The sequence below is a fragment of the Candidatus Methylomirabilis sp. genome (genome assembly GCF_028716865.1).
Lineage (GTDB): Bacteria > Methylomirabilota > Methylomirabilia > Methylomirabilales > Methylomirabilaceae > Methylomirabilis.
On sequence record NZ_JAQUOY010000003.1, the window covers coordinates 21,568 to 43,025 of the forward strand.

Genomic DNA, 21,458 nt, shown 5'->3' on the forward strand with positions numbered 1-21,458 from the left:
GTCACCACAAGAAGGTGTTGGGTTCTGTCCTCATTCATCTCACTGCCTCCGGGTCCCCGGAGACTCGTTTGACAGGGTGAGCTGATTTCATATACTCTCGTAGCACCTCGTGGTCAGGAATGGACACTCTTCACAAGTGCGAGGCAGGATCGGACATGACTTCTGAAGAAGGCTGGGTCGGTATCGAGGAGCTGGCCGCCAACTGGCGAGCGCGAATTGACCAGCGGCTCACCGCCGATGAGGGCACGCTTTTTAGCCGGAGGTAAGAGTTAGAGATGGTAAAAGCGCCAACAATCTATCCCTGGAAGGTGACGCCCGAAAAAGTCGAGGCGGCTATCCGAAAAATCGTAGAAGTCGCTCGGCCCGTGAAGCTCATTCTGTTCGGCTCCTATGTACGGGGTGAGACGAACATCAACAGCGACGTGGACATCCTCGTGATCGTTCCGGACACTGTCGCCAATCCAAGGGAAGAGAGCATCCGACTCCAAAGCGAACTGCGAGACATCCTCATGCCTATGGACATCCTGGTCGTGCCCGAATCTCAGTGGGAAGCGTTCAAGGAGATCCCGGGGCTGATTTATCGAGAAGCCTGGACCACGGGGAGGGTAATGTATGAATCCTGAGGGTCTCAAGCGAGTTCCCGGTTCACCGGAGGAATGGCTGGAGTATGCCGAAAGCGATTTGAGGCTCGCCCAGATGGCCAGTCAAGATTCTGGTATTCGCCGGGAGCAAGTATGCTTTCATACCCAGCAGGCAGCAGAGAAATCGATCAAGGCTGTGCTCTTACTCCACAGGATTAATTTTCCTCTGACACACAACATCGAACAACTCCTCTCGCTGGCTGAGAGCAGTGGTGTTGTATTGGCAGATGAAGTGCGAAATGCAGGACTGTTGACTCCGTACGCCGTGGAGACCAGGTATCCTGGGCCCTGGATCGAGATCGGCGACTCCGAAGTGCAAGAGGCCCTGCGGGCAGCGGAACGGACAGTTGCGTGGGCGCGGATCACCATTGCGCAGTTCGGGAAGAGGGGAACATGACGATACAAGCGCTTCGTCCCTGGACCGACCTCGTGAAACTGCACCCCGATGTCGAAGGGGGCGCGCTCATGGAGGCGGTCCTCGCGTCCCTCGCCGGGAAAGCGGGCTACAACCGCGTGCTCAAGCCTCGCACCCCGTTCGGCAGAGGCAGGTCCCATACCCTGGCGTCGCTTGGGCTCGCCCCGCGCGTCTGTTTTCGGCGGACGGCGGACCGCCCGGCTGGCGTGACCATTGCTTCGCTCACGCACTTCCCCTACATTTTGCCTCAGCCCCGTCCCTCCCACCAAAGTAGTCAGGGCTCCCCGCTCTTTGCCTCGCCTTCGGCACCCGCTTAACTGCCGTCCTCCACAGAGGGACCCCCTTTCCCCTTGTGCAACACACAGCTTACTAAGCTCCCCCTATCCTTGTCACCGTTGACTAAAGCGAGTATACTTCCGTTTCAATGCCTAGAATATTCGACAATATCGAGCAATCGCTCCTGCCGGCGCTGCAACAGACCATTGAGGTAGCCGATCGCGCCGACTTCTGCGTGGGGTACTTTAACCTTCGCGGATGGAAGCAGCTCGACTCGTACATTGAGCAATGGTCCGGGGGAGAAGGCCATTGCTGCCGCCTTCTGGTGGGGATGCACCGTCCGCCACAAGATACCTTACGCGAAGCGATGAGCATCGTGAAGCGCGACGGGGCGATCGATAACCAGACGGCCTTGCGTCTCAAGAAAACCCTTGCTCAAGAATTTCGCGAACAGTTAGCCCTGGGTATTCCAACCAACGAGGATGAAGCCGGTCTGCGACGCCTGGCCGCTCAGATCAAAGCGAAGAAAGTCGTTGTGAAGCTCTTCCTCAAGCACCCACTCCATGCCAAGCTCTATTTGTTGTTCCGGCCTGATCCCATCAATCCGACTGTCGGATACCTCGGCAGCAGCAACCTGACCTTCGCGGGGCTCTCTCAGCAAGGCGAATTGAACGTGGACGTGCTCGACCATGATGCCTGCAACAAGTTGGCCGCGTGGTTCGAGGACCGTTGGAACGATCACTGGTGCTTGGACATCTCGGATGAGCTGGCACGCATCATCGAAGAAAGCTGGGCGCGCGAGACACCAATCCCTCCCTATCAGATCTACGTCAAGATGGCCTATCACTTGTCGCAGGAGGCCCGCGCTGGGCTCTCCGAGTTTCGCATCCCCCGAGATTTTGGTCAGAAGTTGTTCGAGTTTCAGACAGCGGCGGTAAAGATCGCCGCGCATCACCTGAACAAGCGTGGGGGTGTACTGATCGGGGACGTGGTGGGTCTTGGCAAAACACTGATGGCAACTGCCCTGGCGCGTATCTTCGAGGACGATCAATACCTGGAGACGCTGATCATCTGCCCGAAAAACCTGGTTCCAATGTGGGAGGACTACCGTGCCCAGTATCGCTTGCGGGCGAAAGTGCTCTCAATCAGCCGGGCCACGCGCGAGTTGCCTCACCTTCGGCGATACCGTCTCTTGCTGATTGATGAGAGCCATAACCTACGCAACCGCGAAGGCAAACGTTACCGCGCGATCCAGGAGTACATCCAGGAGAACGAAAGCAAATGCATCCTGCTGTCCGCCACGCCATACAATAAGACCTATCTTGACCTCTCCAGCCAACTACGCCTGTTCGTGCAGGAAGACAAAGACTTGGGAATTCGCCCCGAGCGGAAGCTTCGCGAGGTCGGCGAAACCGAGTTCATCCGCAAGCACCAGTGCCCGGTACGCTCCCTGGCGGCCTTCGAGAAGAGCGAGCATGCCGATGACTGGCGGGAGCTGATGCGCCTGTATATGGTGCGCCGCACGCGCAGCTTCATTCAGGACAATTACGCGCACACTGACCCCGCCAACGGGCGCAAGTACCTAACCTTTGAAGACGGCAGCCGGTCGTACTTTCCCAAGCGCCTGCCGAAGACCGTCACGTTCAGGATTGACGAAACGAACCTCGCCGATCAGTACGCCCGGCTCTATGCCGACAACGTGGTGGAGGCCATCAATGCGCTCAACCTTCCCCGGTATGGTCTGGGGAACTATGTGTCTGCCTCGCCGCATCGGCCGCCGACGCAGGCCGAAGCGAAGTTACTGCAAGACCTCTCCCGCGCGGGCAAGCGCCTCATGGGGTTCTGCCGGACGAACTTGTTCAAGCGACTGGAAAGCAGCGGTCAGGCCTTCTTGCAATCCATCGAGCGACATATCCTGCGCAATTTCGTGTACCTGCATGCCATCGAAACCGGTCAGCCCGTGCCCATCGGTACGCAGGACTCGGAGATGCTCGATACACGATTCTCCGATGAAGACAGCGAAGGTGGCCTGTTTGACGACGATGAGAACGGCGAGGGGCTTCTGTCGCCAGAGGCCGCTTCGCTACGGACCGAGGCGGGGTTCAAGAGCCGTGCAAAAGAGATTTACGCCGAGTACGCCGCGCAATACAGGCGGCGTTTCAAATGGCTGTCGCCAGGTCTTTTCGTCAAGACACTGGAAAACGATTTACGCGGTGATGCGGAGGCCCTGCTCAAGCTCTTACAGGCGTGCGGTGAGTGGAACGCGGGCAAAGACGCTAAGCTCGACGCCCTGCTCACTCTTCTGACCAGGAAGCACCCGAACGAGAAGGTCATTGTCTTTACCCAGTTCGCCGACACCGTCCGCTATCTGGCTGGCCAATTAGAGGCGCGTGGCATCGCGAAACTCTCCGGAGTGACCGGCGACTCGCCGGACCCGACCGCGCTGGCATGGTGTTTCAGCCCGGATAGTAATAATAAGCTGACCCATATCAAGCCGGGTGAGGAACTTCGAATCCTGGTGGCGACAGATGTCCTCAGTGAGGGGCAAAACCTGCAAGATTGCGCCGTCGTCGTCAACTACGACCTGCCGTGGGCGATCATCCGGCTTGTGCAGCGCGCGGGGCGCGTAGACCGCATCGGGCAGAAGGCCGAGAACATTCTGTGTTACTCGTTTCTCCCGGCCGACGGCGTGGAGCGCATTATCCGGCTTCGCGCGCGCGTCCGCCGGCGCTTGCGGGAAAACGCCGAGGTTGTCGGTACGGATGAGGCGTTTTTTGAAGATGACCGCAACGACCAGACGGTGCTGGACCTCTACAACGAGAAATCCGGTATTCTCGATGGCGACGCCGAAACAGAGGTGGATCTGGCGTCCTACGCCTACCAAATCTGGAAGAACGCCGTCACTGCCGACTCAAGCCTGCAAAAAATCATTCCGGAACTGCCGCCTGTTGTTTACTCCACGCGGGCGCACCAGCCGAATGAGACACAACCCGAAGGCGTGCTCGTCTATCTACGGACCGCCGAAGGGAATGACGCGCTGGCCTGGATTGACAAGCAGGGGGGCGGTGTCACCGAATCGCAGTTTGCGATCCTCCAAGCGGCGGCTTGCGCGCCAGACACAACGGCGCTGCCGCGTCAGAATAACCACCACGAACTGGTCCAGACAGGCGTCGAGCTGATCGTGAAAGAGGAAAAGTCCGTCGGCGGCCAGTTGGGCCGGCCGTCGGGCGCGCGCTTCCGCACGTACGATCGGCTCAAGCATTACGCCGAGCAGGTCAAGGGCACGCTGTTTGAGTCGCAGGAACTCCATAAGGCCATCGATGACATCTACCGCTACCCCCTGCGTCAATCCGCCGTGGATACACTCAACCGCCAACTGCGCAGCGGCATTTCCGATGAAGCCCTCGCCCAATTGGTCATCGCCTTGCGCGACGAAGGACGCCTGTGCCAGATTCACGAGGAAGAGCAGGCGCAGGATCCGCGCATCATCTGTTCGATGGGTCTGACGGTTCCCCCAAACTGAGCGCTGAGCATGCCGCTCGACGTCACGCGTACTCGCCAGTATCTGAGCCGCTTCGATTTCAAGACGCTGTTCCTCGAAGAGTTGGGCTGGGACTCGCACACCGCCTCGGTTGATGCGGTCAGTGACGGCCAGACCTTTGCGCTGACCGCCATCGCTCAGAAGCGCGGCATGGTGGCCTTCATCTGCTCACCGAACGGGCCGTCCGGCATCCCCGAATATCCCACGCGGCGCAAGATCGAACGGCAGGTCGCAAAATCCGTCCAGGAACATCTCATCATCTACACCGACCCTGCTCAGACCACGCAAATCTGGCAGTGGGTCAAACGCGAGGTCGGCAAGCCGACCGCCTGCCGGGAGCATACCTACCACCGCGCGCAGCCAGGCGATGCGCTCATTCAGAAGCTGCAAGTGATCGCGTTCAGCCTGGACGAAGAGGAGCGTCTGAGTCTGGTGGACGTCACCAGCCGGACGCGAACCGCGTTCGATGTCGAGCGCGTCACTAAACGCTTCTATGACGTCTTCCAGAAAGAGCACGCGGCCTTCCTGAAGTTCCTGAAGGGCATTCCCGACGAGGAACTCCAACGCTGGTACGTCTCCGTCATGCTCAACCGCTTGATGTTCGTCTACTTCATCCAGAAGAAGCACTTCCTGGATGGCAATCCGGACTATCTGCGTAGCAAGCTGGCGGAAAGCCTGGCACGGGGGAAAGACCGCTTTTATCGGGAGTTCTTGTGCCCGCTCTTCTTCGAGGGCTTCGCGAAGAAAGACTCTGAACGATCGACAGCGACGAACCGGCTCCTAGGCAAGGTGCCGTACCTCAACGGCGGCCTGTTCCTGCGCCACCAGATCGAGGAGCAGCACGGCAAGGACATCCAGATCGCCGATGCCGCCTTCGAGAAATTGTTCAGCTTCTTCGAGCAATACCACTGGCACCTGGACGAACGGCCTCTTCGTCGGGACGACGAAATCAATCCCGATGTGCTGGGCTACATCTTTGAGAAGTACATCAACCAGAAGCAGATGGGTGCGTACTACACGAAGGAGGACATCACCGGCTACATCAGCCAGAACACCGTCGTCCCGTTTCTGTTCGATACCGCCAGACAGAAGTGCAAGATCGCCTTCGAAGGAGAGTCGTCCATCTGGCGGCTGTTGCAGGCTGATCCCGATCGCTACTTCTATGGGGCGGTGAAAAAGGGTGCCGAGTTACCATTACCTCCGGACATCGCGGCGGGGTTGAGCGATGTATTAAAGCGCACCGGGTGGAACAGGCCCGCGTCTGCCGGTTACGCCCTGCCCACGGAAATCTGGCGTGAGGTTGTGGCAAGGCGCACGCGGTACGAGGACGTCAAGGGCAAACTGGCCAACGGGGAGATCCGCGACATCAACGACCTCATCACCTACAACCTGGACATCCGACAGTTTGCGCAGGACGTGATCGAAAACTGTGAAGGCCCGGAACTACTCAGGGCCTTCTATCACGCGATCGAGAAGGTCACGGTGCTGGATCCCACCTGCGGGTCAGGGGCCTTCCTCTTTGCGGCGCTCAATATCCTCGAACCCCTCTATGAGGCATGCTTGGATCGGATGGAGGTCTTTTTGGATGAATTGGAGCGATCCGGCGTGAAGCACCGGCCCGAGAAGTTCAGCGACTTCCGCAAACTCCTCGATCGCGTCGCGTCTCACCCGAACCCCCGCTACTTCATCCTGAAGTCCATCATTGTCAACAATCTCTATGGTGTGGACATCATGGAAGAGGCGGTGGAGATCTGCAAGCTCCGCCTGTTCCTCAAGCTCGTTGCGCAGATCGAGCGGGTCGAGCACATCGAGCCGCTGCCCGACATCGACTTCAACATCCGTGCAGGCAACACGCTCGTGGGCTACGCCAATCTGGAAGAGATCAAGAAGTCCATGGAGGGGGATTGGGTCAAGCTGCAGTCGTTGCCGGCCATTGAAGAGAACGCCGAGATCGCCGATCGGGCCTTCCAGCAGTTTCACGAGATGCAGACCGAACACGGTATGGAGGCCAAAGACTTCGCCGACGCCAAGTTGGAACTCTGGAGACGGCTGAAGGTGCTGGAGGATGAACTCAACCGCTACCTTGCCCAGGAATACGGCGTCCCTCCTCCCTCGGAGGGAGAGGGTCGGGGTGAGGGGAAAAGGAAGTCCCCTGCATACGAGAAGTGGCTTGCTTCTCATAAGCCGTTCCACTGGTTCATCGAGTTCTACCGAATCATGAAAAGCGGCGGATTCGACGTGGTCATCGGCAACCCGCCATATGTGGAGTACCGATTGGTTAAGGACATATACAAGTTATCATCGGATCAATATAAATCAGAAAACGCAGGTAACTTGTATGCGTTCTGTATGGAAAGATCATGTGTATTACTTGGCAAAACCGGTTGGTTTGGGATGATTGTGCCCGCAGCCGTTCTTGGTCTGGATGAGACGCTCTGTCTTCGTGACGTGCTTCTTAGAAAGTTCCCTATGAATTTTTGCAGCACATACGCTATCAGGCCTTCTAAATTGTTCGACGGAGTTGACCAGAGACTCTGTATTTATCTCGGCATGGACGGAAAAGAATGTGCTCCTATCGTCTGGACAACCAAGTATCGTCATTGGAATTCAGAAGAACGCCCTGCGCTCTTTGCAAGGCTTGAATATGTAAGAACGCTCACTCATCACCGACTCAAGAGGATACCGCAGGTAGGAAGTCATGAGGCGGTCAGCATATTGGCCAAGCTAGAAGCCAGGAGCGAAAAAGTTGTCCTGAGCTATTATTCCAATGGTCCTTCTGGGTACGATATGCACTATCACCGTAGCCCCAGATACTGGATCAGGGCAATGGACTTTGAGCAGTATTTCAAGAGTCCGACTAGAACCCGTTCTATTCATCACTTCCGTGACCTGCATTTTAAGGATAAGCGCGAAGCAAGGGTTGTCGGTGCTGCCTTGAATAGCTCGCTGTTCTTCTACTGGTTTGTGTCGGTGGGCAACGGACGGAACATCACGGGCACTGATGTCGAGCAATTCCCATTGGGTAATTTGAGCGAGGACATCGTCAACGAACTTCCCAGGCTATTCGACAAGCTCATGAAGGACTATAAGGTGCATTCCTTCATCAGAGTACGGCAAGACTGTGAATTTCAGGAGTTTCGCCCAAGCATGTCCAAACCAATCATCGATGAGATCGACCGCGCGCTGGCGAAGCACTACGGCTTCACGGATGAGGAGCTGGACTTCATCATCAACTACGACATCAAGTACCGCATGGGTGGGAGCGACAATGACGGTGATGAATGAGTTCACAGACCCGGAATGATGACCTATGCCCATGCTTGATGACCTACATGCGGACGACAACCTTCACCGCGCATGGGGTTGGCTTCGCCGCAATTCTGACGCCTCGTACAAGCACTACTTCCGCGACCTCTACGCAATCTACGCGATCGCGGATATCCGATTATTGAGGCGACTACAGGACCGTCTGCGGCGCGGCATCTACGAGCCGACCCGGGCCTGTAAGCTTTTCTTCCCCAAGCCATCCGGTATCCTCCGTCCGTATTCGCTCCTGACCATCGAAGACCAAATCGTCTATCAGGCGGCCATCAATCTCGTCGCTGAGCGGCTTTTCCAAAAGGTCAAGCACCGCTACAACAAGGAAGTGTTCGGCCACCTCTATGCTGGCAAGACGAGCTCGTGGTTCTATCGAAAATGGAGTGACGGCTACAAGGCGTTTAATGATGCTGCCCGGGTGGCCTTCGTCGACGGCTTTCGATTCGCGGCCAGTTTCGACTTTACGGCTTGTTACGACAGCTTGGATCATGGCGTCCTGCGGCACATGCTTCACAAAATTGGCTGCGACAAGGACTTCGCCGAGGTGTTAACGAAATGGCTCAGCGTCTGGACCGCTACGGACCACGGGATCTACCATAATCACGGCATCCCGCAGGGACCGCTCAGCTCCGGATTGCTATCTGAGGTGGTTCTTCGCCACTTTGACGACCGCCGCAAGTTCGAGGGCAAGGTCCGCTACTTCCGCTACGTGGATGACATTCGCTTGTTCGCAAAGTCCGAGGGCGACCTCCGGCGGTTGCTGGTACGGCTAGATATCCTGAGCAAGGACATCGGGCTCTTTCCACAGTCCAACAAGATCAGCATTCACGAGGTCAAGGACATTGAGGCCGAGGTCAAGTCCATCAGCAACCCGACGGAAAGCTCGATTCGCAGCAGAATCGTCAACCAGGATCGCCTGCGCAAGCGGCTAGTCAGCCTGACGCCGCACTTTCGCGTGAAGGATTCGACTCGGTTCAAGTATCTGCTGGCTCATGCGCAGCCCAATGCGAAGCTCACCGCCCGTCTTTGGCGAATATTCGAGAATCAACCCGAGTTTTACGTGCAGTTCGCTCGCTATCTGGAGCGCTACCGCCGACTGCCACGCCGCACGGCTCAACGTCTCCTAAAGGAAATCGAACGGCAGGAGCTGTATCCGGCCATACGTGCCGCTCTGCTCGCTGCTGCCGATGGTCGCCTCGCGGACCAACATGCGCGATCCTTGGCAACACTTGTCAAAAGTACAATTTGGAAGCCTAGAGACATGCCGGCTGATCTGTTCGCGGCTGCGGGACGGATGCTCCTCACCGGTGGGCGGCTGACGCTCGCCCAATTGCGGTACGCATGCCAGCGAGAGAAACCTTGGTGGGGACGCGCGCAGATCGTGCTTGCTTTGAACCCGACGAATGTCACTCATGAGGCGCTGGCGGGAATTCTCAATGACGCCTTGCGTGACAAACATAGCGACGTGGCGCTCGCCGCGGCTTTTGGCGCAGCGATGAACGGCGTCGTCCTGAAGTCGCCCCGGAAAACGATCGAGCCAACGGCAGCAGAGGTGCTGAAGGAACTGGGCGTAATTGCTCGTACGCCGCCGCCTCCGTGTGGAATCGATTCGAGCCTGCGGAGAATGCTCGGAACGGTTCCAGCCATCAAGTGGAAGACCGTCTTCGGCGGGAACTATCGACATGTGGAGAAGCATATCGTTCATGCGCGAGCACTCGCCGACACGAACGTCAGCGCGTGGGTGAACGCCATGGACGTATTCAACGACTGGTTGCTGGTCGCACTCTACGCGCACGACGGATCGCTCGGCAGCTATACGTCGGGACAAATCGGATCAATCTTACATAGCAAACGACTGAAGAAAACGTACCCCGCGCTTCACGCGCTGGTTGTAGGTATACACAAAAAACGGCTGGAAAGTCTCTTATCGCACGCCAAGACCAAGAGCAGCGGCAGGCCCACAAGGCCCATCAAGTGGGGGTATCTCAAGACCGGGAAAGCGCTACTTCGAAAGGCTCTTGAGGAGCAGGCGAAAAAGTGGTGACGACGGTCGGACCAGTAGGGGGCAAGCGGGGCAAGGGGGCTCAATGGGAATTGTATAAACCTCCCGCTGAAGGATGAATGTCCCCCATGTCTATACAAATCCTGATGCCGTGCATGCTCGCAACTTGAAGAAGAATGGGGAGTTATGATTCATATAGATCGGAGTCAATCCGAATTGGTTACAGAATATGGTTATACAATTCCTGCATCATGGCTCCTATCATGGAGGTAAATTGTATTTACCCAATAGGTAAATATATTTATTGACATGGAAACAGAATGGAGATAACCTTTAGCTCTAGGAAATTGCAAAAAGTCTGCAACTCAGAAAAAGAGATGCGGGCCAGGTTCGGTAAGCCATTGGCCGAAAGGCTCCAGCAGCGGTTGGCCGAACTCAAGGCAGCGGACACGCTTGAAGATATCCGGCGATTGCCCTCAGCTCGCTGCCACGAATTATCACAGAACCGAAAAGGGCAACTTGCTGTCGATGTGGTGCATCCCAAACGACTCATCTTCGAGCCGGACCACAATCCGGTGCCTCACAAAACGGATGGTGGTCTTGATTGGTCTCATGTCACGAAAATTCGAGTGATCGAAATCATTGACTACCATTGAAGAACTCATGACCAGAAAATCTACAGCAAAACGATACGTTTTTGAGCCAGAGTACGCTGTACCTCCGGGCCGAACGTTACAGGAGACCATTGATGCTCTGGGGATGGGGCAACGGGATCTGGCCACACGGGCTGGACTCTCGGCCAAACATATCAATCAGATTATCCGAGGAGTCGCCACCATTTCTCATGAAACGGCGATTCGGCTGGAACAGGTTACCGGTGTGTCGGCGCGGATGTGGAACAACCTTGAGGTCAACTACCGAGAACAATTAGCCAAGTTGGAAGAAAAAAAGCGTCTTGAACATGACTTGGCTTGGTTAAAGAAGATTCCCACTGGCGAATTGATCAAGCGCGGGAAGATTGAAAAACAGACAGACCGGGTGCTTATGCTGAAAGCGGTATTAGGCTTTTTCGGGGTTGCCGATGTGGAGGCGTGGAACAAAATTTGGTTGAGCCCTACCGTTGCCTACCGCAAGTCGGCGGTATTTCAGGGAAAACCCGAGGCCATGGCAACATGGTTGCGATTAGGGGAACTGGCGGCAAGAGCGGTCCCGTGTGCCCCGTTCGACAAGTCAAGATTCCGCTCCGTTCTTCACGAGATACGAGCCATCACGCTAGAAAAACCGGAGGTTTCTGTACCCAAAATGAAGGGGCTCTGCGCAGACGCTGGAGTTGCCATGGTGTTGGTCCCGGAGATTAGGAACGCCCCCGTAAGCGGGGCGACACGATGGCTGACTCCAGAAAAGGCCATGCTCCAACTGAGCCTTCGTTATAAGACCAATGACCAATTCTGGTTTACCTTCTTTCATGAGGCAGGGCACATACTGTGTGGTGGGAAAAAGGAGGTCTTCATTGACCTTAATCATGCGACAGGAAAAGGGGAAATGGAGGCCGATAGCTTTGCCGCGGATCATCTGATCCCACCTCGTAGTGCAAGCGAATTGAACGGGTTGAAGAGTACGTGGGCTATTGAAGCCTTCGCCGAGTCCATTGGTATTGCACCGGGCATCGTGGTAGGACGGCTCCAACATGAAGGGATGATTGGTCACGACCAGTTCAATGGGCTGAAGATGCGGTATCAGTGGGCGCAGCAATAGTGTCTTAGTGGACAAGGCCACAGGGGGCTATTGACCTTGCTTGCCACTTCTTGGATTCATCCGGACGATTCTGCCTACCCTCCCGTTCTTCCCAGCCTTCTTGGCAACGATGCACCATCTCGCGTCACCGTGCTGGGTGATCTCAACATTCTGAATCAGAAATCGCTGGCGCTATTCTGCTCGGTGAAATGCCCCGGCAATCTCATCTTGCAAACCTACGACCTTGCGCAGCGCTTGCGGCAATCCGGCGTTACCGTGATCGGCGGGTTTCATTCACCGATGGAGCGCGAGTGCCTGACGATCCTACTGCGCGGCACGCAGCCGGTCATTGCGTGTCCGGCCCGAAGCCTTTCCGGCATGCGAATCCCGGCCGTGTACAAGCAGCCGCTCGAACAAGGCAGGATGCTGCTCCTGTCGCCCTTTGCCGATACAGTACGCCGTGCGACTGTAGAAACGGCCATGCTCCGGAACCGCGTTGTTGCCGCAGTCGCCGGCGCGATCTTCGTGGCCCATGCGGAACTCCAGAGCAAAACCGAGCAGTTCTGCCGCGAGGTGCTTGCATGGCGGAAGCCGCTCTATACATTGGCCGACAACGCGAACGGCCACCTGCTCACGATGGGCGCTCAACCGTTACGTCTTAATGATCTGTCTCTGTTGCTCAGATGAAATGCATCGGGAGTCTTTTCAGGCTGCTTCACAGGCGCCGTTGGCGTACTCGGAGCTCAACCGTTCGACAGGTTCATGGTTTCCGCCTACCTGCGCACGCCATAAAAATACTTGACACTGGGTCTTGGGTAATTAGTATATATGGTGCAAAATGTACGAATCGGTCAAATTGATATATTTAACTTTAGCAGAATGGCAGACCTACTTATGTAGCGTTAGCTTAACAGTAAAAGGGGAGGAGTGTTGTAGCCATGAGGACGGTAAGCGCGACAGAAGCGAAGAGTAAGTTGTCCGATTTATTGTCAAGCACCGAATATAACCAGGAACGAATCATCATTGAGCGCAGCGGCCGGCCGGCCGCTGTCCTCATTAGTGTGGGGGACCTTGCGTTCCTTGAGGAGGTGGAGGATCGCCTTGCATCCTATGAAATTGAAAAAGCGCTCAAGAAGACCAAGCGCTCCCGCCCCATTGAGCAGGTGATTGTTGATTATGAGAAGAAGCATAAGATCCAGCTCATAGATTTGAAGGGTGCGGGTGATGGGCCGGACAAGTAATTACTACGATATGAATCTCCATGAAGAGGCCGAAAAGCACGTTATACGGTACCCGCCAAAGCAGTTCAAGCAAGTTATCACAAAGGTTTTTAGCCTGAGAAAAAATCCACGGCCTCAAGATGCCAAGGAACTCAAAGGCTATCCAGGTGCCTTTCGGGTGGATCAAGGTGAATACCGAGTCATTTATCTCGTAGACGATGATCAGCGCCTGATCACGGTGATGAAAATCGGCAAGCGGAACGACGAAGAAGTGTACCGCCATCTTGAGAGCCTCAAGCAAGCCTTCCTCGCAGGTACCTTGAAGCGGCGATAGGCCGCCTGATTCTTCCCTTATGGATATCGTGTCACACGGGCTGTGGGGTGGGATCGCCTTCGGACGGGCAAACCGACGGAGTTTCGGTCTGGCGTTTGGGTTTGGTATTCTCCCGGATCTGGTGCCGTTCGGCCCCTTTCACGTCGGTGTTCTTCTCGGGCTTGCTCAGCGGCCGCATTTTGGTCACGAACCCCCTGATCCGTCCCTCTTCCCGGCTTATGTCCATCGCGCGTACAGTGTCACGCACAGTCTGGTCGTCTTCCTTTTAGCGTTCGCGCTCTTGTGGGTGGTATTCCGGATGCCGATCTGGGAGTCTTTTGCCTGGGGGTTCCATATTCTCCTGGATATCTTCACGCATTCCACCCGATTTTTTCCCACACCGTTTCTCTGGCCGATTTCGGATTTCAAGGTCAACGGCTGGCATTGGGGCCGGTCTGAGATCTTCATCCCCAACGTGGTTTTGCTTGTACTGCTCTATGTCTGGTTCTTGTATCGCCGGCGGAGGGTAGGGGATTCGAACGAGCCGACTGGATCGGGACAGGCAGCGCGACGGTGCCAAACAAGGGAGAATCAGGGGATATCATGAACCACTGGAAGTTGGTGGAGGGTAGGGGATTCGAACCCCTGGCCTCGGCGTTGCGAACGCCGCGCTCTCCCAACTGAGCTAACCCCCCATTAAGAGCAGCGTTCAGCGATCAGCTTTCAGCGTGTGTGGGGCTTCCTTGGTGAACGACTGATCGCTAGGACTGAAGGCGTCAATAAATTAGCGGAAAGCGACCGGTTTGTCCAGTGACCTTTTTGGGCAGGACGTGAAGTCAGTTGGTTACCTCGCCTGGCCTGCTACCCGCATCAGATCCTCGGTCGTGTAAATCGCCTCTAACTCATACCCGTTTTTCTGCAACTCCTCGCGGCCGCCCTCCTGCCGGTCTACAAGTGCCAGCACCTTGACGATCTGAAAGCCGGCATGCAACGCGCCGTCGATCGCCTTGAGGGTCGAGGCGCCTGTCGTGACGACATCTTCAATGATCACAACCCTCGTGCCTAGCCGCTCGAACCCCTCGACCCATTTTTGAGCTCCATGTCCTTTCGGCTCCTTTCGGACACTGAAGGCCTGGATCGGCGTTCCTTGAAGCGCGCTGTGATAGGCGATGGCGTAGGCAATCGGATCGGCGCCGAGGGTGAGTCCTCCGACGGCGGCGATCTGCTCCCCATCGCTTTGTTTCATAGCTTTGATCCGCTCGAAGAAGAGCCGGCCGAGGAGCGGCATCGCCTCTGACATGAACGTCGTCTGCTTGCAGTTGATGTAGTAACGGCTCTTCCGGCCGGAGGCCAGGGTGAAGACAGGCTCGGCGCTGTATTGGAAGGAGTGCTGAACCAGCAATCTCAGGAGTTGGTCTCTTGAGGTATCCACGGGGGTGAGAATACACGAGGAGGATGAAGTTGTCTAGATCGTACAGCGAGGGTGAGCCTGCTTTTCCAGGTATTGCTGATGGTATTCCTCCGCCCGGTAAAAGGTCGAGGCTGGTGTGATCTCGGTCACGATCGGCTGGTGGTGCTTTCCGCTGAGTTCCAGTGTCCGTTTGGACGCGAGCGCGACAGCCTGCTGGTCGGCATCGTGAAAGAAGATCACGGACCGGTACTGCGCGCCGTGGTCCGGCCCCTGACGATTCAGGGTGGTTGGATCATGGATCGACCAGAAGAGAACGAGGAGTTCGTTGTAGGAAACCTGCGAAGGGTCATACTCTATCTCGACAACCTCCGCATGGCCGGTCGTACCGGAGCAGACATCATGGTAGGTCGGGTTCTCGAAGGCGCCGCCCATGTAGCCGACGGCCGTCGAGACGACACCCGACACTCGACAGAATTCGGCTTCGACACCCCAGAAGCAGCCCGCCCCAAACGTAGCCTTTTTCATCGGTTCGTGAGGATTACTCAATGACTTGGACGCCTTTCCAGAAGGCGACGCGGCCGGCAATCTGCTTCGCGGCTGCCTTTGGCGAAGGGTAGTACCAGGCCGCATCGGGATTGACCGCATCGCCGACAATGAGGTCGTAGTAGCTGGCTTCGCCTTTCCAGTGACAGGTTGTATGGGTGGTACTCTCGCGGAGATAGTCGGGTCTGATCGAGGACAGGGGAAAGTAGTAGTTGCCCTCGACGATCACGGTGTTGTCGCTCTCGGCAATGATCGCTCCGTTCCAGATGGCCTTCATGCTCCTGACTCCCTGGCCGTCCCTTCGACATCGATCGGGACAGGTGCTCGCATCGTGGGCTACTTTTTCAGGTCGGACAAGAAAATCTTCAGGATGTCGATAGGGAGCGGAAAGACGATGGTGGAGTTTTTCTCTGTGGCGATCTCGGTGAGCGTCTGCAAGTAGCGAAGCTGGATGGTGACAGGCTCGGTCGCCATGATCCTGCCCGCCTGCGCCAGCTTTTCGGAGGCGATCAGCTCACCCTCGGCGTGGATGATCTTCGCCCGCTTCTCCCGCTCGGCCTCCGCCTGCTTGGCCATGGCTCGCTGCATCTCGTGCGGGAGGTCCACGAGCTTGATCTCTACCACGGTCACCTTGATCCCCCATGGATCGGTGTGCTGGTCAATAATCTGTTGAAGCCGCTGATTGAGCCGCTCTCTCTCGGCCAGCAGTTCGTCCAGCTCGGACTGTCCCAGGACGCTCCGCAGGGTCGTCTGCGCGATCTGCGAGGTGGCGAAGAGGTAATTCTCGACCTGGACGATGGCTCGCTGCGGGTCGATCACCCGGAAGTAGATCACCGCGTTCACCTTGACCGACACGTTGTCCTTGGTAATGACGTCCTGGGAGGGGACGTCCATGGCCACCGTCCGCAGGCTGACCTTCGTCATCCGATCGATCATGGGGATCAGAAGAATCAGACCTGGCCCATTGCCGGTGCCGCCCACATTCACGATCGCCTTCGCGAGGCGGCCCAGACGGAAGATCACGGCCCGTTCGTATTCAGGGAGTATACGGACCGAGCTGGCAAGGACGAAAAGTGCCAGGATGAGGAGAGAGAGTATCGGGATCAAGCCGAAAGCAGTCGAGAGAATCTCCACGGGATTCATGCCTGCCCTCCCTGTCGCTGTTGCGTTGATATCGCATCGGCTTCAACGGCTACCACCTCGTTCTCTTTGCTGACGAATAGCATGAGCCCCTGTACCGCCAGGACTCTGACCTTGTCGCCGGGCTCAGCCCCATCCTCGCAGTGAGCCGACCAGAGCTCGCCTCCCACCAGGACGCTTCCCTCCGGTTTGAGCGACGTCCTGACCGTGCCGATCTGCCCGATGAGGCCCTCTGCGCCGGTAGTAGTCTTTTGGCGTTGGGCCCGCAGCGCCATGGTGACGACAAAACCGAAGAATGCTGCCGTGGCCGCGGTGGTCAACAGGATAGCGCTGAGCGAGATCCGCATGAACGGCTCGGGACTTTTAATCAGCATCATGGAGCCGAGGATCATGGCCGCAATACCGCCCACGGCAAGTATCCCATGGGAGACCACCTTCACCTCAGCGATGAACAGGATGATCGCCAACAGGATGAGGAGCAGCCCGGCGTAGCTGATGGGCAGGGTCTGAAAGGCGTAAAAGGCCAGAATCAGGCAGATACCTCCGAGCACTCCCGGCAGGATGGCGCCGGGGGTCGAGAGTTCGAAGTAGAGCCCGGCCAGGCCCAACATTAACAACATGTAGGCAATGTTCGGATCGGAGATCACCTTCAGGACCTTGTCCCGGAGACCCATCTCGAGCCGCGTGACCTCGATCCCTTTGGTGTGGAGCGTAACCTTGCCGCGGGCCGTCGTGACCTCCCGGCCATCCACCGCCACAAGCAGGTCATCCAGCTTGTCCGCCACGAGGTCGATGATCTTCAGCTTGAGCGCCTCTTTCTCTGTCGCCGAGACACTCTTGCGCACGGCATCCTCGGCCCACTGGACGTTCCGGCCGCGCTGCTCGGCGATGGTCCGGATATAGGCGGCGGCATCGTTGGTGACCTTCTTGCTCATCTCTTTGTCCATCTCGCCCCCCATATTGACCGGGTGGGCGGCGCCGATATTGGTTCCCGGCGCCATGGCGGCCACGTGGGCGGCCAGGGTGATGAAGACGCCGGCGGATGCGGCGCGTGCGCCGCTGGGCGAGACATAGACCACGATCGGGCGCTCCGCCGCCAACATCTCCTTGATGATGGAGCGCATCGAAAGATCAAGGCCGCCCGGGGTGTCCAGCTCAATGACCAACGCCTGGGCCACCTCGCGGTCGGCCTGCTTGATCGCGCGAATAATGTAGTCGGCCGTACTGGGCGCGATGACCCCTTCCAGTTTGATCGCCAGCACGGGCCGGACAGCAGGCTCCGACCTGGAATAGGTGACGACAGGCCACGTCAGCGCGATACCTATCAGTCCAAACCAGACAACGAGCCGTTTAATCATTCGCGTCAGGAGCGACCACGGCTCTTAGCTTGCTGCCACAGCCGCTCCATCTCCTCCAGGCCGACCTCACTGAGACAGCGACCATCCTGCCGGAGTGCTTCCTCGATATATCGGAACCTAGTGGTGAATCGTGTAGTGCTTTTGCGAAGCGCCTCCTCTGCGCTCAGGTTTAAGAACCTGGCAAGGTTGACCAGGCTGAACAGGACGTCTCCCAATTCCGCTTCAACTTCCTCCGGCGCCGCAGATCCGATGGCCTCCTTGAGTTCGCCAAGCTCCTCTTCGACCTTTGCCATCACCCCCGAGATCTCAGGCCAATCAAATCCGACCCTTGCGGCCTTGTCCTGCAGCCGCTGGGCACGGAGGAGGCCGGGCAGCTCTCTGGGGACGCCGTCCAGGGCCGATACGGGGATGGCGGCCGCAGTATTGCGTTCCTTGCGCTTCAGTTCCTCCCATTGCTCCAGGACCTCACGAGCCGTAGACGCCGTGGCGTCGCCAAAGACATGGGGGTGGCGGCGCACCATCTTGTCGGCTGTCGCCGCCAGGACCTGCCCTATGGTAAACTCACGCCGCTCGGCCGCGAGCTGGGCGTGAAACACCACCTGCAAGAGCAGGTCGCCAAGCTCCTCCATGATCTGCTTAGGGTCCCCCTCGTCGATTGCCTCTACTACTTCGTAAGCCTCCTCGATCAGGAACGGCTTCAGGGTCTCCCGCGTCTGCTCCCGATCCCATGGGCATCCGTTATCCGCCCGGAGCCGCTCCATGATTTGCACTAACGCCTCAAGCTGCTCTCCGCTTGCTTCCGCCATTCGGCCTCCTCGAAGTTGTAAGATCGCTGTTTTTTCTACAATAAGTATAGTCTCCGCCGGCGTTCCGGGCAAAGTGAATCTCCCCCGGGTAGTCGGGTATCACGACAAATGCTTTGACAAGGGGGGAGACGAACAGCTACCTTACGATTTCACCGACTACCCCACGAGGCGACGACAATGGACCCTTTCTATATCGGCCTGGCCTTTGGTAGTGCCGCTGCTGCCGCAAATGTGGTGGGCGGGCTCCTGGTTACGATCAAACGGCGATGGGATGAGGCGCTGCTCAAGTACTTCATTGCCCTTGGGGCCGGCTTCATGCTGGGGGCCGCCTTCCTCGGCATGATTCCGGAGAGCATGCGTCTCACAGACCACGCCCCCCTGCTCATTCTGGCCGGGTATCTCCTGATCCATTTTGCTGAACACATCCTGGCCTCGCATTTTCACTTCGGTGAGGAGACCCACGTGGAGGCCGTCTTGGCGCCCTCGATAAGCCTCTTCGCCCTCGCGGGCCTGTTGATACACACCTTCTTCGATGGGGTATCGATCGCGTCGGGATTCCATGTCAGCGTGGGATTAGGATTCTTAATCTTTGTCGCCGTTGCTCTTCATAAGATTCCCGAGGGGTTCACGGTCGGTTCGATCATGCTGGCTGCGGGCAGGTCTCGCGGGATGGCGATGGCCTCGTCGATTGCGCTGGGTCTCTCGACTATGGTTGGCGTCGTCTTTGCGTCTTACCTCAAGGGGTTGCTGGGATATCGGTTGGCCATATCAGCAGGTGTCATGATCTATGTGGCGGCGTCTGACCTGATGCCTGAGGTGAACCGGGAGAAGGGGATCCTCATGGCGCTCATGGTGTTTGTCGGCGTTCTGCTGTTCTACCTGACCGAGCGGCTGCTCTCGAGTTTCGGCTTCTGAGGCCGGGCGGGCCGATTGTGCTTGCATCCGGCGGTCGGGTTTGCTATAGAAAAGGGACGTGGCGACCGACCACGGACCAGGAGGCGGTGTGGGGAAGAAAGGGCTGATTGCGATTGTGCTTATAAGCCTTTTCCTGCTGACGGCAGGGCCGGTGCGGGGGGAGGTCTATTATCAGATCGGCGAGAACGGGATCGCCCACTTTACCAATGCGCCCACGACACCGCAGTACAGGCTGCTCCAACCTGGGGTATTGTCTTCCACTGTCAAGCTTACGGCTGCGAACATGCCGGAGCTGATCGACGCCTTCGCCGCCGAGTACGAGCTTGACCCTGCCCTGGTTCGGGCCGTGATTCAGGTGGAGTCGAACTTTAATCGCAAGGCCGTCTCACCCAAGGGGGCGCAGGGGTTGATGCAACTCATGCCGGCCACTATCTGGCGTCTTTCAGTAGGTGACGCCTACGATCCTCACGAAAATATCGGAGCCGGCGTTCGGTATCTCCGCCAGCTTCTCAATCAGTTTCAGGGCGATCTGACGCTGGCGTTAGCGGCCTACAATGCCGGCGAGAATGCGGTCCTTCGGTACAAGGGAGTACCTCCCTACCAGGAGACTCGTGATTACGTGGCCAAGGTTATGAGCCTGTACCGGCGCGGGCAACGGGAGCGTTCTGCAAACGGCATGACCAAGGCGGTCGCACAGGTTGCCGCCGCACAGCCGCCGCCCCCTGCGCCGCCCCCGTCCATCTACAAGGCGGAGGCGTCTGATACTATCCTGTACTCCAATATCCCGCCGATCGTCCATTCCCCGTAGTGCCGTGTTTCACGCATGCCCTTACAATCCGTTCGTGGTGAGCCCTTCGACTGGGTTCAGGACAGGCTTGTCGAACCCATGAACGGAACCCATTGAAATACTTCACTCTTCGACAGGCTCAGGGCGAACGGAATGTGGAAAGAAGCGTTGGATATACTACACTAGGGGCCTGACGCGCCGTCGTCACCCACTGGTGTCATTGTAGACTTCTACTCTGGTATCGTTTGACCGTTGTTCTCGCCCTTGTTTCAATATTTGAGCTGAGACGTTAAACAGCAGAGGGAAAAAGCTTGACACGATGCTTTGCGCAAATTAGATTATGGGCTTTGTGGCTAAGCAACGATAGGTCGTTTTGAGCGGCAACCGTAACTGAAAATGGTGGAAAGGAGAAGGAGGAATGTCGATGCGTGACATCATGGTTGGTGAGTCATTGGCGGGTGACGGTAATGAGGTAGCGCACATTGATCTGATGATCGGTCCCAAGAACGGTCCGGTCGGCACCGTCTTCGCACAGCGTCTTGCTCAGCAGAGTGCGGGCCACAGCGCCCTTCTGGCGGTCGTAGCGCCGAATTTGCTGGCGAAGCCTGCGACGGTTATGTTCAACAAGGTGACAATCAAGGGAGCGAAGCAGGCGGTTCAGATGTTCGGCCCAGCCCAGGCGGCCGTGGCGAAGGCCGTAGTCGATAGCGTCGCAGAGGGCGTGATCCCCGCGAAGGATGCTGAAGATCTCGCGGTTGTTGTCGGCGTCTTCATCCACTGGGAGGCCAATGACAATAAGAAGATCTTCGACTACAACTATCAGGCGACTAAGGAGTCGATCGCGCGGGCATTGGCCGAGCAGCCCTCGATGAGCGAGATCTTGGCGCAGAAGGATAAGGTCAAGCATCCATTCGCCTAGTCGGATCGATACGAGGTAAGATTACAGAGTAGGATCACCTATATCGAAGGGGGCTGCCGGGCGAGCGTTGAGGGTCTGATCGACCCCTTGCCCGTCGGCCCCTTTGATTTGTTTTGTTG

General features: G+C 57.2%; 22 protein-coding genes and 1 tRNA gene. 15 read left to right on the forward strand and 8 right to left on the reverse strand.

Annotation, left to right across the window (positions count from 1 at the left end; translation table 11 throughout):
• The first annotated feature begins 275 nt into the window (after positions 1 to 275).
• From PHV01_RS02020 to PHV01_RS02030, 3 genes are read left to right on the forward strand one after another with little or no spacing between them, the layout of a single operon-like run.
• Positions 276 to 623 (forward strand): nucleotidyltransferase domain-containing protein, encoded by a 348-nt coding sequence (locus tag PHV01_RS02020; protein ID WP_337289477.1) that lies wholly within the window; start codon positions 276 to 278, stop codon positions 621 to 623.
• Positions 613 to 1,038: a HEPN domain-containing protein gene (locus tag PHV01_RS02025; RefSeq protein ID WP_337289478.1), complete on the forward strand. Its 426-nt coding sequence runs from the start codon at positions 613 to 615 to the stop codon at positions 1,036 to 1,038. The genes PHV01_RS02020 and PHV01_RS02025 overlap by 11 nt, the downstream gene beginning before the upstream one ends.
• On the forward strand, positions 1,035 to 1,373 hold the full coding sequence (locus tag PHV01_RS02030) for a hypothetical protein (RefSeq protein WP_337289479.1): 339 nt from the start codon (positions 1,035 to 1,037) through the stop codon (positions 1,371 to 1,373). Before PHV01_RS02025 ends, PHV01_RS02030 begins: the two co-directional genes overlap by 4 nt.
• A gap of 104 nt (positions 1,374 to 1,477) precedes the next feature.
• On the opposite strand, the gene PHV01_RS02035 is transcribed toward PHV01_RS02030, so the two are convergent.
• Entirely contained in the window at positions 1,478 to 1,681 is a 204-nt protein-coding gene (locus PHV01_RS02035) for a hypothetical protein (RefSeq protein ID WP_337289480.1), read from the reverse strand.
• Between the two features lie 18 nt (positions 1,682 to 1,699).
• Between PHV01_RS02035 and PHV01_RS02040 the strand changes: the two genes are divergently transcribed.
• The 9 genes from PHV01_RS02040 to PHV01_RS02080 all read left to right on the forward strand — a co-directional run bounded on the left by PHV01_RS02040 (position 1,700) and on the right by PHV01_RS02080 (position 14,067).
• Positions 1,700 to 4,855 carry a helicase-related protein gene (locus PHV01_RS02040; RefSeq protein WP_337289481.1) on the forward strand — a complete coding sequence of 1,052 codons (3,156 nt, stop codon included), beginning with the start codon at positions 1,700 to 1,702 and terminating at the stop codon, positions 4,853 to 4,855.
• Between the two features lie 9 nt (positions 4,856 to 4,864).
• A complete protein-coding gene (locus PHV01_RS02045) occupies positions 4,865 to 8,158 on the forward strand; it encodes a DNA methyltransferase (RefSeq protein WP_337289482.1) in 3,294 nt (1,097 codons plus the stop codon).
• A 25-nt stretch (positions 8,159 to 8,183) separates the two neighbouring features.
• Positions 8,184 to 10,235 carry a reverse transcriptase domain-containing protein gene (locus PHV01_RS02050; protein ID WP_337289483.1) on the forward strand — a complete coding sequence of 684 codons (2,052 nt, stop codon included), beginning with the start codon at positions 8,184 to 8,186 and terminating at the stop codon, positions 10,233 to 10,235.
• Between the two features lie 278 nt (positions 10,236 to 10,513).
• Positions 10,514 to 10,849, forward strand: a complete 336-nt coding sequence (locus PHV01_RS02055) for a killer suppression protein (RefSeq protein ID WP_337289484.1) — start codon at positions 10,514 to 10,516, stop codon at positions 10,847 to 10,849.
• A gap of 7 nt (positions 10,850 to 10,856) precedes the next feature.
• Complete coding sequence (locus PHV01_RS02060; RefSeq protein ID WP_337289485.1) at positions 10,857 to 11,948, forward strand: HigA family addiction module antitoxin; 1,092 nt, start codon at positions 10,857 to 10,859, stop codon at positions 11,946 to 11,948.
• Positions 11,949 to 11,984: 36 nt separating this feature from the next.
• Entirely contained in the window at positions 11,985 to 12,614 is a 630-nt protein-coding gene (locus PHV01_RS02065) for a DNA-processing protein DprA (protein ID WP_337289486.1), read from the forward strand.
• Positions 12,615 to 12,865: 251 nt separating this feature from the next.
• Complete coding sequence (locus PHV01_RS02070; protein ID WP_337289487.1) at positions 12,866 to 13,168, forward strand: type II toxin-antitoxin system Phd/YefM family antitoxin; 303 nt, start codon at positions 12,866 to 12,868, stop codon at positions 13,166 to 13,168.
• Positions 13,152 to 13,481 (forward strand): type II toxin-antitoxin system RelE/ParE family toxin, encoded by a 330-nt coding sequence (locus PHV01_RS02075; protein WP_337289488.1) that lies wholly within the window; start codon positions 13,152 to 13,154, stop codon positions 13,479 to 13,481. Before PHV01_RS02070 ends, PHV01_RS02075 begins: the two co-directional genes overlap by 17 nt.
• A 19-nt stretch (positions 13,482 to 13,500) precedes the next feature.
• A complete protein-coding gene (locus PHV01_RS02080; protein ID WP_337289489.1) occupies positions 13,501 to 14,067 on the forward strand; it encodes a metal-dependent hydrolase in 567 nt (188 codons plus the stop codon).
• 12 nt (positions 14,068 to 14,079) lie between these two features.
• On the opposite strand, the gene PHV01_RS02085 is transcribed toward PHV01_RS02080, so the two are convergent.
• The 7 genes from PHV01_RS02085 to mazG all read right to left on the reverse strand — a co-directional run bounded on the left by PHV01_RS02085 (position 14,080) and on the right by mazG (position 18,718).
• A tRNA-Ala gene (locus PHV01_RS02085) sits at positions 14,080 to 14,155 on the reverse strand.
• Positions 14,156 to 14,304: 149 nt separating this feature from the next.
• Complete coding sequence (gene pyrE / locus PHV01_RS02090) at positions 14,305 to 14,892, reverse strand: orotate phosphoribosyltransferase (protein ID WP_337289490.1); 588 nt, start codon at positions 14,890 to 14,892, stop codon at positions 14,305 to 14,307.
• Positions 14,893 to 14,925: 33 nt separating this feature from the next.
• Complete coding sequence (msrA, locus tag PHV01_RS02095) at positions 14,926 to 15,396, reverse strand: peptide-methionine (S)-S-oxide reductase MsrA (protein ID WP_337289590.1); 471 nt, start codon at positions 15,394 to 15,396, stop codon at positions 14,926 to 14,928.
• Between the two features lie 13 nt (positions 15,397 to 15,409).
• Positions 15,410 to 15,691, reverse strand: a complete 282-nt coding sequence (locus PHV01_RS02100; RefSeq protein ID WP_337289491.1) for a DUF427 domain-containing protein — start codon at positions 15,689 to 15,691, stop codon at positions 15,410 to 15,412.
• Positions 15,692 to 15,750: 59 nt separating this feature from the next.
• Positions 15,751 to 16,557: a slipin family protein gene (locus PHV01_RS02105; protein ID WP_337289492.1), complete on the reverse strand. Its 807-nt coding sequence runs from the start codon at positions 16,555 to 16,557 to the stop codon at positions 15,751 to 15,753.
• Entirely contained in the window at positions 16,554 to 17,912 is a 1,359-nt protein-coding gene (locus PHV01_RS02110) for a nodulation protein NfeD (RefSeq protein ID WP_337289493.1), read from the reverse strand. The genes PHV01_RS02105 and PHV01_RS02110 overlap by 4 nt, the downstream gene beginning before the upstream one ends.
• Before the next feature lie 5 nt (positions 17,913 to 17,917).
• On the reverse strand, positions 17,918 to 18,718 hold the full coding sequence (gene mazG / locus PHV01_RS02115; RefSeq protein WP_337289494.1) for a nucleoside triphosphate pyrophosphohydrolase: 801 nt from the start codon (positions 18,716 to 18,718) through the stop codon (positions 17,918 to 17,920).
• 177 nt (positions 18,719 to 18,895) lie between these two features.
• Between mazG and PHV01_RS02120 the strand changes: the two genes are divergently transcribed.
• The 3 genes from PHV01_RS02120 to fae all read left to right on the forward strand — a co-directional run bounded on the left by PHV01_RS02120 (position 18,896) and on the right by fae (position 21,339).
• Entirely contained in the window at positions 18,896 to 19,633 is a 738-nt protein-coding gene (locus PHV01_RS02120) for a ZIP family metal transporter (RefSeq protein WP_337289495.1), read from the forward strand.
• Between the two features lie 88 nt (positions 19,634 to 19,721).
• On the forward strand, positions 19,722 to 20,441 hold the full coding sequence (locus tag PHV01_RS02125) for a lytic transglycosylase domain-containing protein (protein ID WP_337289496.1): 720 nt from the start codon (positions 19,722 to 19,724) through the stop codon (positions 20,439 to 20,441).
• 397 nt (positions 20,442 to 20,838) lie between these two features.
• Positions 20,839 to 21,339 carry a formaldehyde-activating enzyme gene (gene fae / locus PHV01_RS02130; RefSeq protein ID WP_337289497.1) on the forward strand — a complete coding sequence of 167 codons (501 nt, stop codon included), beginning with the start codon at positions 20,839 to 20,841 and terminating at the stop codon, positions 21,337 to 21,339.
• The last annotated feature ends 119 nt before the right edge of the window (positions 21,340 to 21,458 follow it).